Origin of the sequence: Akkermansia massiliensis, from assembly GCF_023516715.1 — a bacterium.
GTDB classification, from domain to species: domain Bacteria; phylum Verrucomicrobiota; class Verrucomicrobiia; order Verrucomicrobiales; family Akkermansiaceae; genus Akkermansia; species Akkermansia massiliensis.
The window spans coordinates 684742-700934 of record NZ_JAMGSI010000002.1 but is presented as its reverse complement, the minus strand read 5'-3'; the positions used below and the strand labels follow the sequence as shown (position 1 = coordinate 700934).

Below are 16193 nucleotides of genomic sequence, written 5' to 3'. Positions count from 1 at the left end.
AAGGAATGCGGGTTAAACGTAGCTGTCCTCCCTGTCCAGATACTTCTGCACGTACTGGCGCACGCCGTCCTCCAGGGAAGTCATGGGAGCTGCATAGCCGGCGGCGCGCAGCCTGGAAAGGTCCGCCTGCGTATAATACTGGTACTTGCCCTTGAGTTCTTCAGGCATCTCCCGGTAGGCGATCTTTTCCTGGAGCCCCAGCGCATTGAACGCCGCCTTCGCCAGATCGTAGAAGGAGCGCGCCTCCCCGGACCCCACATTGAACAATCCGCTCACCTCCGGATGGTCCAGCAGCCAGAGCACCACGTTCACGCAGTCACCCACCCACACGAAGTCCCGGAGCTGCCAGCCGTCCCGGTAGTCGGGATGGTAGGACTTGAACAGCTTCACCGTTTCATTCACCTTCACCTGGGGGAAAATGTGGGCCACCACGCTCTTCTGCCCCCCCTTGTGGTATTCATTGGGGCCGTACACGTTGAAAAACTTGAGCCCGGCGTACTGGGGAGGAACCGGCCGCCCTTCCTTCACCTCCCGGGCCACCTTGCGGTCAAACAGGGCCTTGCTCCAGCCATACGCGTTCAGGGGGCGCAGGGCATTGACGTGCTCCAGGGAGGAGTCATCGTCAAACCCCATGGAGCCGTCCCCGTACGTGGCCGCAGAAGAGGCGTAAATAAACTGCTTGCCGTACAGGGCGCAGAACTCCCACAGGCGCCAGCTCAGCGTGAAATTCGTCCGGATGATCAGATCAGCGTCCGTCTCCGTGGTGGCGGAAATGGCCCCCATGTGAATGACGGCCTCAATCTCCTCCGCATGCGCCTCCATGTAGTCAAGCATGTCCTCCGGAGGAATCACGGCGCACAGCTCTCTCTTGGCGATGTTTTTCCACTTGTCGGAAGAGCCCAGCTCATCCACCACCACAAGATCCTTTTTACCGGCCTTTTCCAGAGCGGCGACAATGTTTGAGCCGATGAAGCCGGCCCCACCCGTGACAATAATCATAAGAGAAGAATAAATGAAGAAGTTGTACGGCCTTTTGTACCACATCCACCCGGCCCTAGGCAACTGCCATTTGAGGCGTTCCCGAACTCCAAATTCTCAACGAATTTACAATCCGGATACTCCAACCCCTGGCCGGTCCACGCGGAAAACCGTTGGAACGCAATCCCTGCGCATCCCGCGGAATCCCCGGCCTTCATCCCCTCTTTTCATGCTGACAACGTTAAAAACCTTCGGTAATATTTATCTTGCAAAAATTATCATTGACCACGGATTGTAAATCCGTTACATACATTATAAGCTTATGCGTCCCGACGTTTCCATCATCGTTCCCTGCTACAATGTAGCCGCTTATGTGGACGACTGTCTGGACAGCCTGGTTCGGCAGACCCTCCGGAACATTGAAATCATCTGCATCAATGACGGCTCCATGGACGATACCTGGGCGCACCTGCTCCGCTGGAAGGAAAAGGACGGCAGAATCATCCTCCTGAACCAGCAGAACGCGGGCGTTTCCGCCGCAAGGAACGCGGGGCTGGATGCGGCGCGGGGCCTTTACGTCGGCTTTGCGGACCCGGACGACTACGTGGACCCGGAAATGTACTCCCGCCTTTTTTCCGCGGCCCTGGAACATGATGCGGACATCGTGGAGTGCGGCAACCATGTCTTCGAGGACTCGTCGGACCGGCTCATTGAGGCCAGAAGGAGGTCGCCCTCCTGGCATTTTGAAAAGGACGCCTCCCCGGCCAGCTTCTTCCGGGACTCCATCTGGGGTAAAATGGACATCTGCGTATGGAGCAAGCTGTTCCGGAAAAGCATGCTGGACGCCCACCGCCTCCGCTTCAATGTGAACCTGAAATCCGGCGCGGAGGATGAAACCTTCCGGCTGATGGCCGTCCCCCACGCCTCCCGCCTCCTGTTCATTCCGGACTGCCTGTATTACTACCGCCTCATGCGGAGCGGTTCCCTTTCCCGCCGCTGCAATGACCCCACCTACTTCAAATGCGTGCAGGAATTCCAGCGTCTGCTGTACATCGTGGACTACTGGAAGGAACACGGATGGCAGAATGAAGGCCTGTTCGCCTATGGCGTGCGGAAAATCAGGCCTTTCTTCGTTTCCAAGCATCCTCTTTTCCACCAGATGACCGCCGTTCAGCAACAGTCCCTGCTGGACTGGTGGCACCTGTTCTACCGGAACGCGGAAGGGGCTCGGTTCCTCTCCGTCCTGCCGGGCCGGGACAGGCAATTGGTGGACCTGCTGAACTCGGCGCAGCCGCCATCCAACGGCTGGGGCCGCATCCTGCTGGCGGCCTGTTCCCTGCTTCCCGGACAGAAGGGACGCTATTACTCCTGCAAAAGAATGCTCGCGGAACATTTTTCCCAAGCGCATTCCAACGGTTTCCAAGGGAAAAACGCCTCGCCGGAAGAGCCGTTTGACACATCGCCGCCTTCCCTGTAAATTGCCTTATCCCTACCTTCCGGACAATGAACCGCTTTCTCTCATTCGCAGACTCCCGCATGGCGGCCGCCCTGGAACGGCTGGGCAGGCAGGCGGAAGCGCTGGAATTTTTCGATGAGATCACGCTGTTCACGGAACATGACCTTTCCGCGGAATTCACCGGCCGCATGGGCAAATACCTGACGCCGTCCTGCCGGGGATTCGGGTACTGGTCCTGGAAACCCTGGGCCATCCACCACGTCCTGCAGGACATGCAGGAAGGCGACCGCCTCCTGTACCTGGATGCAGGCTGCCATATCAACATTAACGGAGCGAAGCGTTTCCGGGAATATGTGGACATGCTGGACCGGGACAGCCGCGGCATGCTGGTTTTCACCAACGGGCAGCCGGAATACAAATGGACCAAGGGGGACATCCTGCGCCACTTCGGCGTTTCCGGGGAAGATGTCCATGTCACGCACACCCAGCAAATTGCAGGGGGCCACGTCTTTCTGAAAAAGAACCCGGTCACGGAAAGCCTGATCCGGGACTGGCTCCATGTCTTTTACGACCATCTGCACCTGGCGGACAATTCTCCCTCCGCCTCTCCCAACCTGCCGGGCTTTGTGGAAAACCGGTATGACCAGAGCATCTTCTCCATCCTGTGCAAGCTGCAGGGCATCACCGCCCTGGACGGTACGGAAACCTATGCGGAGGACTGGGAACAGCTTTCCTCCTTTCCATTCCAGGACAGGCGCGACATGGGAATCCCGCGGACCGCAAAAAAAGGCTGGCTGCAAAAATGCAGGCAGCTTCTTCTTCCCGCCAAAAAGGGCGGATTAGGAATCCGGTAAGGATGCCACAGCTCGGAAAAGCTCTCCTTTTCCCCCCTCCGGGATGGTCCAATTGCCGCTCCATCAACATTCTCCCCATCTCCCTTTCATGGTCGCGTACCTCCCGGGAGCCACGGCCTCCCGGCCCTGATACCTATCGCCTCCGGAACGCAGCAACGGCTATTTAATATTATTTATACTATTATATACAATGAGTTATATCTATTATAGCCAGAAATCTTCCGCTCCCAGGCGCCGAAGCCGCAAAACACCGTCAATCAAAATATCCTTTCACAGCCGCGGCCCCTCCGTGAGCCAGCTTCCCCTGCTTCTTGTTGAAAGAAGAAGCCTCCCTGACATCAGGGCCAGCGTCTGCCGGTTCACGGAATAACGGCAAGCGAAATCTTCCCAAAACGTTTTTCTTTCAGATTTGCAGGCTTGACGCCGGATTCCTAATCCTCATACTCCCCTATGTGACTTCTCCTCAACGCAGGACAGTATTCCAAGTCTCCCACAGCGTATCGGCCAGCTCCGCTCCCTACCGGTTGAATGATGCCCTGAACCGGAATATTTCCGATATGGAATCCGTCCTTCTGCTCAGGAGGCGCAAGGGAATAGACGGCCTGGAAATCAGCAGATCCGCCGCCAGAAGAGCTACGGACGCGCTGCGCCGCCATCTGGCGCATGGATTTGACGCCCTGCTGCCGGAAAAAAGGAGGGACCTGCCCTTCTCCCTGAACGTGCTGGGCATGGGGTTCGACACCGCCCAGATGGAGAAAGCCGACCTGGTGCACCTGCACTGGATAGGCGGCCGAACGGTGGATTTCACGCGGCTGAGCCACATCCGCCGCCCGCTGGTCTATACGCTGCACGACATGTTTGCCTGCACCGCGGGGTGCCACTGCACCATGGACTGCGACCGATTCCGGGACGAATGCCGCGGCAGTTGCCCCCAGCTCGGCACTCCCCGCCTCTTCCGCGGCCTTCCGGCGTGGCTGTTCTCCCGCAAGCGCCGCTCCTTCGCCCGCATACCGTCCCTGACGCTGGTGACGCCCTCCCTCTGGCTGAAAAGGGAAGTGGAAAAAGGCTGCATGTTCCCCGGAAGAAGGATTGTCCAGATTTACAACCCCGTGGATACGGACCTCTTCCGCCCGGCGGAAGACCGGGAGGCCATCCGTGCGGCCCTGGGCATCCCGTCCGGAGCCTTTGTCATTGCCTGCGGCGCAACCGGCCTGTTCAATCCGGTCAAGGGAGGCCATTTCATCCCCCTGGTGCTGGAGGAACTGTACCGGCGCGGGCACAGGAACCTTCATCTGCTGCTCTTCGGCAACCAGGAAAAGAACGTGGAATTCCCCTTCCCCAGCACAAATGCCGGCTTCATTACGGACATGAACAAGCTGGCCGGGCTTTACAGCGCAGCGGACATCTTCCTGAATCCCACGCTTCAGGACGTCCTTTCCAACGTAGCTCTGGAATCCATGGCCTGCAAGACCCCCTCCGTCACCTTCCGGACGGGCGGAGTTCCGGAAGTGGTCCTGGACGGCAGGACGGGGCTGGTGGCTCCCCAGGGAGACCTGAATCAAATGGCAGGCCACTGCGAACGGCTCATCCGGGACGGAAAGCTCCTGCTGGCCCTGGCGGAGGAAGGCCGCCAACACGCCGAACAAACGTTTTCCTACCCCGTCATTGCCGCGCGGCACGCCGCCCTGTATGAAGAAACGCTCCGGGAATACCGTCGCGAAGGGTGAAAAAGGCTGATGTTTAACCGCCGGGCAACCTTCCCCCAACACGCCCGGCCGGCCCCTGCCTTTGTCATTGACAAGAAAGAGCCGCCCCATACACTCTCAACCACTCCGACCCGCCTTCTCCCATGAAAACGCTTAAAATCTCCTTTTTACAGTCCACTCCGGATTTCGGCAGGGAAGGCATTTACCAGCTCCTGAAAGACCGTTACCGCGTGGTGGAAGACGATTCCGACTTCGACTACCTGATCGCCACCCCCTGGTTTTACGTCAACCGGGAAGCGTTTTACGATTTTCTGGAACGGGCCCCCGGCCATATCACCGTCATGTACGGCTGCCATGAAGCCATCGCCCCGGACTTCATGCTGTTTGACTACTACATCGGGCTGGATGCGGTGCCCGGAAGCGACCGCACCGTCAAACTCCCCTTCCTGCGCCACCATTTGCAGGAAGTGCACGGCGGCAAGGCAGGCCTGGACGTCCGCGCCCTCCTGGCCTCCAAAACGGGCTTCTGCAACTTCATTTACGCCAACCGCAAATCCCATCCCAACCGGGACGCCATTTTTCACAAGCTCTCCTCCGTCCGGTTCGTCAACTCCCTGGGGCCCCACCTCAACAACACGCCGGGCGACGGCCACCGGTCGGAAGACTGGTACGCCTCCTCCATCCGGATGAAAAAGCCGTACAAATTCTCCATTGCCTTTGAAAACGCTTGGTACCCCGGCTACACCAGCGAGAAAATCGTCACCAGCATGCTTGCGGGCACCATCCCCATTTACTGGGGCAATCCGGACATCGGAAGGGAATTCAACTCCGCCGCGTTCATCAACTGCCACGACTTCCCCACCTTGGACGACGCCGCGGCCTACGTGAAGAAAGTGGACGAAGACGACGGCCTGTGGTGTGAAATCATGTCCCGCCCCTGGAAAACCCCGGAACAGGAAGCCCTCTTCCTGGAAGAAACGGAACGTGAAACAGCCAAACTCTACCGGATATTCGACCAGTCTCCGGAAGAAGCGCGCCGCAAGGGGGACGGCACATGGATTGCCTACTACCAGCGCTTTTTAAAACGCGGCCACAGGCTGCGCCTGGCATGGCGGCGGCTGAAGAACCGCCTGCGCCACTGATCCAGGCTCCCGGACAGTTCAACTCCATCCCGGCTTCTCTCGCTTCCTCTTCACTTTCTCCCCCATCCCTGTATTTTCCTCCTTTCCGCCTCATGAACAAATGCCTTTCTGAAAACTTTTGTTCACCTTCCCTCCATCAGGCCGGAAATGCCGCCCACGGAACCTACTTTCCGCACATCGACGGCCTGCGCACCTTTGCCGTGCTGGCCGTCGTCCTGTACCATTTGCAGGAATGGATCTGCCCGGGAGGGTACACGGGCGTGGACATCTTCTTCGTCATCTCCGGCTACCTGATCGGCAGCGGCCTTGTCCGCAGCCTGAAGGAAGGGAACTTCTCCCTGTCCTCCTTTTACTACCGGAGAATCAGGCGCATCATGCCCGCCTATTTCTGCCTGATTGCGGTCGTGCTGGCCTTCGGGTGCGTGGTGCTGGCCTGCGACGACCTGCGGACCCTGGGGCGCACCGTGAGGTCAAGCGCCCTCTTCATCACCAACATTTATTTCAGCAGGACCGCAGGAAACTATTTCAGCCCGGCCGCAGAAGAAAACCCGCTGCTGAACCTGTGGTCCCTGAGCGTGGAGGAGCAATTCTACCTGACGATTCCGCTCGCCCTGTGGCTGCTCTGGAAATTCAGGAAAAACGCCGTCAAGCCCGTTCTCTGCGGAGCCCTGGCGCTCTCCCTGTTCGCCGCCGTCTACCACATGGGGAATCTGGAGCATAACAAGGCCTTTTACCTGCTTCACTGCCGCGCCTGGGAACTCCTGGCAGGCTGTCTCCTGGCCCTGGCTCCCGTCGCTGCGGAACAGGGCCGGGGAATACGCTGGCTGCGGCTGGCGGGGTGGGCCGGCATTCTGCTCCCCTTTGCCTGTTATTCCTCCTCCACGCCCTTTCCGGGTTATACGGCCATTCCTTCCGTCGCGGGGGCGGCCCTTCTGATCCGCTACGGAAGCCACGGCTGGTCCGGGCGCATCCTCAGGCATCCGCTCAGCACGGGCATCGGCAAAATCTCCTACTCCCTGTACCTGTGGCACTGGCCCGTCATCGTGTACTGGACCTACTTCTGCTTCAATGAATGCGGTCCGCGGGACTATGCGGGCATGTTCCTTCTCTCCCTTCTTCTCGGTTTCCTTTCCTGGAAATTCGTGGAAACCCCCTTCAGGACAGCCGCCGCATGGCGGAAGCCCGCAAAAGCGTTCCTGCTCACGGCGGCAGGGTGCCTCACGCTGGATTTTGCCGGAGAATGGCTCAAATGGACGGACGGCGCACGGGACTACTGGCACGTGGCCGCCAACAACATATCATTCCCGGAATACTGGAAGGGGCCGGCCTTCCCGCCCTCCTTCGGCATCACGCCCCCTGACCGTGCGGTGGTGGAAAAGGGAAACGCCATCCAGCCCCATCATCCGGAGCTGGGAGACGTGACGGACTACCCCTTTGTACTGCTGGGTAAAACCGGGCAGCCCCCTTCCTTCCTGCTTATGGGAGACAGCCATGCCATGGCCAGCTCTCCGGGCTTTGACGACGCCGCCCGGCTCCTCAACCGGTCAGGCCTGTTCTACCGGGCGCGGCTATGCCCCCTGAGCGGCATTTCCGAGTCCGGAGACGCGGATTCCCTCACGCTGCTGCGCATGATGTACCCGCACTGGGAGCACAACATGGACCTGATTCTGGACTGGCTGGAAAACACTCCCCAGATACACACCGTATTCATCCACAACCGCTGGATTGAACTGGTCAACAGCCACCGGGACATGCGCCTGAAACAACTGGTTGCGGACGGCCTGCTCCACACCTGCGCACGCCTTCGCAAGGCCGGCAAGCAAATCGTGCTGCTGGGTCCCGTGCCTGAATGGACCTTCGGCCCGCGCAAACTCATGCGGCGCAATGCGCTGCTGAACGCCAACCGCGCGGACCGCCTGCTGGGCGGAGACTTCATCACGCGGCAACGCCCCGTATTCGCCCTGCTGGAGCACATGGAATCCACGGGCCTGTGCCGCTTTATCCCGCTGCACGGCGCCTTCCATAAAAACGGGCGGTGGCTGGAAGAAGACGAGGGGCACCTGATGTACTGTGACGACAACCACCTTTCCCCCTACGGTTCCAGGAAAATGGTTTCCGGCATCCTCGACCAGCTTTTTCCGGGGATGGAAAGCACGGTGTCCAACTGACGGAAGCTCCGCACGGAAAAACGCCCAATCCTTTGACATTGACAAGGAAGGAAGGCCCCCTACACTGACGTCATGCAGCGCCGCCGCCGCGATGCTTCCGGACGGGTTGCCCGACGTACGGCGGAAAGCCCGCGCGCCGCTTCAACGCCTCCATTCCCATGACGGATTCCTCCCGCCCCATACGCATCAAGGTCATCAGAAAATCCACCAAGGCCTCCCCGGATAAAACGGAATCCCTGCTGTGGGGCGACTGCCTGTTCTGCACGGACGCCGCCATGACGGACTATGACTGGGTACTAGTATACGATGAATTCCCCAGGAACTCCATAGGCACCATCAAGGATGAAACGGAACCCCTGCTCTGTCCCCCGGACCAGACCATCCTGATCACGGTGGAACCCCCTTCCATTAAAATCTACAGCCGGGCATACACCGGCCAGTTCGGCACCGTGCTGACTACCCACTCCGTCCGGGACCTCCCGCACCCCAACCATACCCTGGGCCGCGGATGCCTGGAATGGCTGTACATCAAGCCCATGCAGGAGATTCTGGACCAGACGGAATTTCCGAAAACCAAGATGCTTTCCACCATCTGTTCCGCCAAGCAGCACACGCATACCATGCATAAAATGCGTTATGACCTCACGCGCTACCTGGCGGACCGCCTGCCGGAGCTGGACTGGTTCGGGCATGGCATTCAGGAAATAGAAAACAAAACCGTCGCCATGGACGGCTACAAGTACCATCTGTGCGTGGAAAACCATCTGGAACCCCATCACTGGACGGAAAAACTGTCCGACGCCTTCGTCGCCATGACCCTTCCCTTTTACGCCGGGGACCCGCTGGCGACGGAATGCTTCCCGCAGGAAAGCTTCATCCCCATCCCCCTGGACGATCCGCAAAAAGCCTTTGAAATTATCCGCAAGGCCATGGACGGCGGGGAATACGAAAAGCGGCTTCCCGCCATTCGCGAGGCTAGACGCCTGGTGCTGGAAAAGTACAACATGTTCGCCCAGACAGCCGCCGTCATCCACAACCACCGGGGAACGGGAACCGTCCGGCCCGGCGCCACGCTGAAAGGGCGCCACGTCCTGCGGAAAAACCCGCTCAACGCCCTCCGGGAGCTGGCGGATACGCTGGCCTATAAAATCAGGTCACGCGGCAGGCGCGGGACCGGAGCCGGAGTGTAGCCCGGCTGCCGTCCCCAGGATAAGGGCCAAAACTCCCCCCCTACCAGTAAATGGAAGTGCTGGACGGCATTTTGCCGATGGCCTTGCGGCAGGCGGACCGGGCCGCCTCCATGCGGTGGAAGGATTCGGAAGGAACGCTTTCCCCCTGGTATTCAGCCAGCTTCCTGCCCGCCAGATTATGCACGGTCACGGTAACCTTCGTCCTGTAGCCGGGCCGCGTATTGGGACCGGGCAGCGTGGTGAAATAATTCCCGTTGCGAATCAGCACATGCTCCTGCGCCGTCTTGCTGACGGTCGCCACGGCTCCGTAGCCGTCTTCTCCGGGGTACATGACCCGGAAACCCTTGGACGAGAGGGAGGCGGCAGCCGTATCCGCCATCTCCCAGTCGGAGCACTGGACCCTGATCTTGCGGTATTTGACCCGGCGTTCGGCGGCGGCCCGCTGATTCTGCTCCATCTCCTTGTTAAACTGCGCCCATTCTTCCGCCGTACATGCAGCCAGGGAGGCAAACACGGCCGCAGCGGCCCATCTGGTCCAAATTCCGTATCTCATCGCTTTAACAGGCATACGTTCTCCCTTCAGCCTGAACCCGGTTCAAGCCGTCTGAAAAACAGATTGTCAACGAAGCCGTAAAACCTTAATCGGATTTGCGGGAGGCGTGCTTCCTGGCCCGTTCCTCCTCCTTCTGCTTCTTCAGGTCCTCCTTCATCTTGGTCTTCTCCTCGGAATCCAGCTTGCCGTCCTTATTGGTATCATACTTTTCAAGGAGGGCGGCCTTCTTTTCCGCGGAAGTCATTCTCTTGGGAGCGTCTTCCTCCGCCATGGAGGGCATGGCGAACGCGGCGGCCATAATAATAAGCAAGTACTTCATCATTAAATGGGGGTTCTTAAACAATCCTCTTCTACTCCCACGCGCTTCCCTTGTCTCTCTTTTTTTAGTAATGCATGTAAATTACACTGCCATGCGCCCTTTCCTCCTCGTGAACGGCTCTCCGGCCTAGGCTTTCACGAACGGGAAAAACAGAGGGATCACCACCACCATGACCAGCCCCATGATCACCTGGAGGGGAACCCCTACCTTCACGTAATCCATGAACGTGTACTTGCCCGCCGGCATGACCAGGGCATTGGGCGGCGTGGAAAAGGGAGAGGCAAAACACATGCTGGTGCCCACGGAAACCGCCAGCAGCAGCGGATAGGGGCTGATGCCCATGCTCACCGCGGATTGCAGGGCGATGGGAGCCAGCAGCACCGCCGTGGCCGTATTGCTGATGAACATGGTCAGCAGGGAGGCCGTGAAATAAACGCCCGCCATCAGGGCGAACGGCCCGAATCCCCCCAGGCCGGCCACCAGGCCGTGGGAGATGGCCTCCGAGGTGCCGGTCTTCTCCAGCGCCACGGACATCGGCAGCATGGCGGCAATCAGCACGATGCTCTCCCAGTTGATCGTCCGGTACGCCTCCTCCACGTTGCGCAGGCATCCGCACAGCACCATCAGGACGGCGGCGATCAGCACCGCGGCCACCGCGGGCACCCAGTTGAACACCATGGCCGCAATCATCAGCAGCATGATGCCAGCGGCCAGCGGAGCCTTGTGCGTCAGGGTCACCTTGGACGCCTCCGCCAGCGGCTGGCCCACCACGACCCATTCAAAGGTTTTCTCACTCAGGCGCGCAATATCCGCCCAGGTTCCCTGAATCAGCAGCGTATCCCCGTACTGGAGCTTCACATCCTTCAAATTGTGGAAAATGTAATGGTTGTCCCGCTGGATGGCCAGAATGTTGACCCCGTACTTGGCGCGGAGCCCGGAAGACTTCACGGGCATGTTGATGAGGTCCGAGTTGCGCATGAGCAGCATCTCCGCAATGCCTATCTCGTCAAACTTCAATTTGCTCTTCAGCAGGGAATCCGTATCTTCCGACGTCTTCCGGTTAATCATCACCGCCCCGTATTCCCGGGCGAAACGGTCCACGTCCTCAAACTCCCCCATCACGTAAATGACGTCTCCCCGCGCCACGCGGGTGTCCGAGCCCGCCATGGTCTGGCTGACCGTTTGCAGGAAGGAATGCCGGCTGGAATGCCTGCGGCGCACTTCCACGATGTTCACGTGGTAGCGGTCCGGTATCTGGAGGTCGTGCAGGGGGTTCTCCGTCAGGGCGGAATCCTCCAGCACCCGGAGACGGTAAAGATTGCTGATGATCTGGTACTCGTCTATCAACTGGCTGAGGGACTTGCCCTTGGCCTCGTGTTCCGTCTTGTCGTCATGACGGCCCAGGAACTTCCTGCTCAGGGGAATCAGCAGCAGGACGCCCGTCACGATGCAGATGAGGCCGATGGGGGTGAACGAGAAAAAGCCCAGCCCCTCCATTCCCGCCTCCTGAAGCTGGTTGTTGATGACCAGGTTGGGGGGCGTGCCGATCAGCGTCAGCATGCCGCCCATGCTGCTGGCAAACGCCATGGGCATAAGCAGGCGGCTCGTCTGGATGCCGCCGTCCGCGGCCAGGCTCACCAGAATGGGCAGCATCAGCGCCACCGTTCCCGTATTGCTGACAAACGCTCCGATTCCGGCCGTAACGAGCATGGTCAGCACCAGCAGGCGCAGCTCGCTCTTGCCGGCCAGCTTCATGATCCTGCCGCCCAGCATCTTGGCCAGTCCCGTCCGGAAAATGGCTCCCCCCACCACGAAAAGCCCCACCATCATGACTACGATGGAGTTGGAAAAGCCGGAAAGCGCCTGCTCCGGGCTTAAAATCCCGAACACGATCAGGCACAGCAGGGAACACAGCGCGACAATATCTGAACGGATTCTCCCCTGGACGAACAAAACGGCGGATACTCCCAGAATGAGCAGCGTGGTCAACATGTCAATAAACGGCAGAGATGAAAAATCGGCAAGAGAGAATATCTAACATGTCCTGCGCGCCTTGTCGATAGGCTGAACAAGTCATCCGCCTCCCCATCCTCCGCGCGCATGCTCGTTTCCTGCTTCTCCTACAGGGCGGCGATTCCCTTTTCCCGTTGAACATCACGAACCCGCAACCGCGGAAACAATAAAAAACGCGTTCTTCCGGAGAACGCGTTATGAAAGTAAAAGTGGTGGTAGAGAACCATTCCAAATATTGGTATTCAATAACTTTAGTTCTATATGTACACTTTTATGTACACTTGAGCGTCATTTTTCCATAATCTCGCTATCTGTGATGGCCTGTGATAGCCCATGAAACATATATTCTTATCTTTCCGATGTCCAGAAGATGAAAAACGCCCCCGCCTATTTGGTCGGGGGCGACACTCCATGAGGTTGAAGTTCCTTCAGAATATTAGTGCATTGCTACTCTTCGGATGCCCTGAATATTATATTCTACTTGTCTATTTATTCTTTTTTGAGTGCGTTCTAATTCATCAATTCTCTTGTTGGTCATGTCTTGCGCTCTTTGAATGTTTGCATTTATCGTTGTAGCTAAGTTGCTAAAGTTATTTACCACAGCAGCCATGAAGCGATCTGTTGATTCCCCTTGCCTGCGGAGGGTCTGCAACGCTTCATTGATGGCGGCGTTGATCTCGGAAGCATCAAGCGTGTTGTCGTCTCCGCCTATACCTTCCAGAAGCCGCTTTTTGCCGGCCTCCCATGCTTCTTGAACAGCTTCCACCCTTTTCTGCTGTTGGGGCGTTGGATGCTGGGGAATCCCTTCAAAGGGGGCGTTCTTGATCAGCTTCTCTTGCTGTTTGACTGCATCACGAGTTGCTTCTTTCATGGCGGCATCCCTGACTTTCTGTCGGGCCTCTTCTTTTTTCCGGGCATCCTGTATAGCTTTTTCTTCTTCCTGTCGTTGAGCGTTTTTCTGCTTTGCTTCTGTATTCCTTTGTTGTGCTGTATCTCTGGCACTTTGGGCTGCATTAAGCGCACGGCGTTCGGCCAATTCTTTTGTGGCCTGTTCAAGAGTATCTTCCGCTTTGTATTGTGCTTCTAAAGCTTTTGTCTGTTCTTCCCTGGCTTTCCTTAAAGCTTCATCATTGGCTTTATAGGCATTTTCCCTGGCCGTTTCTGTAGTAATATCATAACCAGCTTCTTTTAAAGCTTGATCGGAATTATCTCTTTGTTTTCTTGCCGCATACAATTTTTCCCAATCAGGGAATGTAATTTTTCCGCTTTCTATTTTAGAAATTTCTCCCTCAATTTGTTTCAATTCATCCAAAGAGAGAATAGGCGTATTTTCTAAGACTGCCAGACGGTCTTTTATTTGATTTAATGATTCAACGGCCTTGCTCAATTCCTTTCCCGCATTTGTAACGCTACCTTGCGCCGCTTCCTCTGCTTCCGTTCGATGTCTGGCATTTGCATCCATTCTTATTCCTTCTTGAACGCGGTCCAGCTTCCGTCTTGCTTCCGGGCTGTTAGGGTCTCCGTATTTTCCATTATAAAAATCAGTTTCAACATCTAGCAGGCGGGCGCGGTCTTGTTCATCAAGAATTTTTGATTGCAAGTCAATCAAACGCCTTTGTTCCCGTACGGCTTCCCGTAAAGCTTCAACTTCAATTTTCCTATTATCGGCAATTCTGGCCGTAAGATCATTTTCTTTTTGTAAAATAGATTCATTATTCAGTTTCGCCTTTAGCTCATTTGCTTCTTTAATGAGCTTATCCATATTTTTCTTTTTTTCCTCCGCTTGCCTTTCAAGTTCATCACTTTTCGACTTAAAATGATTCACCAAGGCAGTAATGCCGGCGGTAAGCCCCTGAAACAGCAGCAAGGCCCAGCCAAGCGGCCCCATAGCCGCCTTGATGGACGTTCCGAACAGACGAATGAACGGAATTGCCCCACGGAGGGAAGAGGACATTCCCAGGATGCGGGCGGCCGCTTCCGTCACTTGCGCGGATAAGCCCCGGACCTGGCGCCGGGTAAGTTCTCCGGCCTTTCCGGCAGCGGTGATACGTTTTTCCAAGTCCTGGATATTCTTCAGGGCGTCCGCCTGGGCTACGTTGTCGCCGGCCTTCCGGGCTTCTTCAAGCTTGGCAATATAGATTTCCAGTTCCGCCCGCAATTCCTCATAGGACGCGGCGGCGCGGCGGTTCCCGGCTTCCAGCCGTTCCACGGTTGCCGCTGCCTGCTGTTGCTTCCGGGCCTCCGCAGCAGCCGCTTTTTCCGCGGCCTTGTCGGCGGCGTCCATTTCCTTATTGTAGCCGTCGAGGATCTTTTGAAGGTTTTCATCAAGGTTTTCGCCCCACTTCGCCCCCAGGTCCAAATCTGACATTTTGTTATTGAGGACTTCCGCGACGTCATCAATCTGTTCAAATTTCTTCTTGAGTTCTTCCGCCGTCAATACGGCTCCGGTCGCGTCATCGATAAACGCTTCCAGTCCGGGGTTGTCCTGGAACGCCGCCCGCATGCGAGAGCCGGCATCTGTCATCTTATCGGCGAATTCCCCCAGCTTCTCATTGGCGTTTTCAAGGGCCTTGTCATAGGCGGAAAGGTCGCCTCCGGCCTCTATCCTGCCGAGTTCTTCAATCTGCTGCTTTGCCTCTTCGATGCCCTTGGCGTCAACGGAGTACTTAAGCCCTACTTCGATTTCTTTCTTGATTGTCCTGGTGCTTGATGGTCTTTAGGTGTTTCTTCTTTTCCCCTCCCCCCGTCCAGTTCCGGGCAGGGAGAGGGGGGCTTGGTTCTTTCAACGGTTAGAGGGAAGCTTCCTGTTTTTCGAGTTTCTGGCACTCCTGTACTTGCTGAAAAATATGGTCAGGAATTTCCCCTCTGGAGAGGGCGAGCTTGTTAAATTCGAGCCTCTCTTTTAACATCCGGTTTTTCCTCTTATGAAGCTTGTATGCTTTCTTTGAAAGTTGAGTCATTTTCTGATTATAGTAATATTGATTAATATCCGAGATGAAGCCAGCGAGAACAACAGGTTGACAAATCCCCGCCTGTTCTGATGTTTTCAGAATGTCGGGCAAAAGCTGATGGATCTCTTTCAACGCAAGTGGGCATTCATACCAGAACTCGCGCATGGATTCAAGGTAACGTACTTGAAGTTCCGCCAAGACGGATTCTGTATTCTCACTATTTATTTTATTTTCTTTATTATCGGGTTTGTTCTCAATCATATTATTGATATTGGGTTATTGTGTTATTTCTGCCGCCCCGAAAGGAGCAGGCAAAATCTTGAAGGGCCTCCATGCTTCCCGGTAGAAGTACCAGGCCCATTTTTCTATCAGGGCTGCCGCCCGCGCTTCTGATGGCTCCCACACGATAGGCAAGCGGTATCTTACCTCGAAAGTTCCCAGGCTCCCCAGAATGGCCTTGCTGGTCGTCTTCCTTCTGGACAGGTGAAAGGGCAGTTCGTCAGGATGCCCCACAATCAGCAGCCGGGCAAAGTCATATCCCCGGAGGCGGTGGCATTCCCGCTCGAACCTGTCACGCCCCGCCGTCAGGCTTCCGATCAGGTCAACAATGCTCTTCCTCTCCACCGTGAACCGGGTTTCAAATCTGTCCAGGGAATAATCCCCGCTTTGCAGCGTTCCGCGCCGGGAGGAGAAATGCTGAAAGGTGAGGGGCGTTTGCTCTCTGTTGTCGATGATGATAAGGGGCGTTTCCGGGGTCATTGTTGTCTCTCTCTCGCGCGTGTGTATAGGTGTGTTTTTTCGCAAAAATTGTAAACGGCGTAGTAACTTATTGATTTATCAATCTGAATTTGTGTACAAACGTT

The 16193-nt window shown here is 56.7% G+C and carries 13 protein-coding genes; 6 read left to right on the top strand and 7 right to left on the bottom strand.

Translation table 11 applies throughout. From position 1 onward, the window contains the following. Positions 1-12 precede the first annotated feature (12 nt). Positions 13-999 (bottom strand): ADP-glyceromanno-heptose 6-epimerase, encoded by a 987-nt coding sequence (gene rfaD, locus M8N44_RS10625; protein ID WP_102721708.1) that lies wholly within the window; start codon positions 997-999, stop codon positions 13-15. Positions 1000-1300: 301 nt separating this feature from the next. Here rfaD and M8N44_RS10620 point away from each other — a divergent pair, with 301 nt between their 5' ends. From M8N44_RS10620 to M8N44_RS10595, 6 genes are all read left to right on the top strand, one after another. Beyond that, the gene (locus M8N44_RS10620) at positions 1301-2455 is read left to right on the top strand and encodes a glycosyltransferase family 2 protein (RefSeq protein WP_102727925.1); all 1155 of its coding nucleotides are present in this window, start codon (positions 1301-1303) and stop codon (positions 2453-2455) included. A gap of 26 nt (positions 2456-2481) precedes the next feature. Next, a complete protein-coding gene (locus tag M8N44_RS10615; RefSeq protein WP_102749373.1) occupies positions 2482-3288 on the top strand; it encodes a hypothetical protein in 807 nt (268 codons plus the stop codon). Between the two features lie 452 nt (positions 3289-3740). Further along, the gene (locus M8N44_RS10610; RefSeq protein ID WP_146021058.1) at positions 3741-5015 is read left to right on the top strand and encodes a glycosyltransferase; all 1275 of its coding nucleotides are present in this window, start codon (positions 3741-3743) and stop codon (positions 5013-5015) included. A 122-nt stretch (positions 5016-5137) separates the two neighbouring features. Further along, positions 5138-6136 carry a glycosyltransferase family 10 domain-containing protein gene (locus M8N44_RS10605; protein WP_102727922.1) on the top strand — a complete coding sequence of 333 codons (999 nt, stop codon included), beginning with the start codon at positions 5138-5140 and terminating at the stop codon, positions 6134-6136. Positions 6137-6228: 92 nt separating this feature from the next. Next, positions 6229-8304: an acyltransferase family protein gene (locus M8N44_RS10600; protein ID WP_180975127.1), complete on the top strand. Its 2076-nt coding sequence runs from the start codon at positions 6229-6231 to the stop codon at positions 8302-8304. Positions 8305-8462: 158 nt separating this feature from the next. Then, a complete protein-coding gene (locus M8N44_RS10595) occupies positions 8463-9494 on the top strand; it encodes a glycosyltransferase family 10 domain-containing protein (RefSeq protein ID WP_022396411.1) in 1032 nt (343 codons plus the stop codon). A 40-nt stretch (positions 9495-9534) separates the two neighbouring features. Here M8N44_RS10595 and M8N44_RS10590 read toward each other — a convergent pair whose 3' ends face one another. The 6 genes from M8N44_RS10590 to M8N44_RS10565 form a co-directional block, all read right to left on the bottom strand. Beyond that, positions 9535-10047: a hypothetical protein gene (locus M8N44_RS10590; RefSeq protein WP_102721605.1), complete on the bottom strand. Its 513-nt coding sequence runs from the start codon at positions 10045-10047 to the stop codon at positions 9535-9537. An 85-nt stretch (positions 10048-10132) separates the two neighbouring features. Further along, on the bottom strand, positions 10133-10369 hold the full coding sequence (locus tag M8N44_RS10585) for a hypothetical protein (protein WP_022396413.1): 237 nt from the start codon (positions 10367-10369) through the stop codon (positions 10133-10135). Between the two features lie 123 nt (positions 10370-10492). Further along, on the bottom strand, positions 10493-12358 hold the full coding sequence (locus M8N44_RS10580; protein WP_102727920.1) for an SLC13 family permease: 1866 nt from the start codon (positions 12356-12358) through the stop codon (positions 10493-10495). Positions 12359-12815: 457 nt separating this feature from the next. After that, positions 12816-14903, bottom strand: coding sequence for a hypothetical protein (locus M8N44_RS10575; RefSeq protein WP_102727919.1), 2088 nt, complete (start codon positions 14901-14903; stop codon positions 12816-12818). 265 nt (positions 14904-15168) lie between these two features. After that, positions 15169-15591 (bottom strand): hypothetical protein, encoded by a 423-nt coding sequence (locus M8N44_RS10570; protein ID WP_102727918.1) that lies wholly within the window; start codon positions 15589-15591, stop codon positions 15169-15171. A gap of 15 nt (positions 15592-15606) precedes the next feature. Continuing rightward, complete coding sequence (locus tag M8N44_RS10565) at positions 15607-16089, bottom strand: ERCC4 domain-containing protein (RefSeq protein ID WP_102727917.1); 483 nt, start codon at positions 16087-16089, stop codon at positions 15607-15609. Positions 16090-16193: the final 104 nt, after the last annotated feature.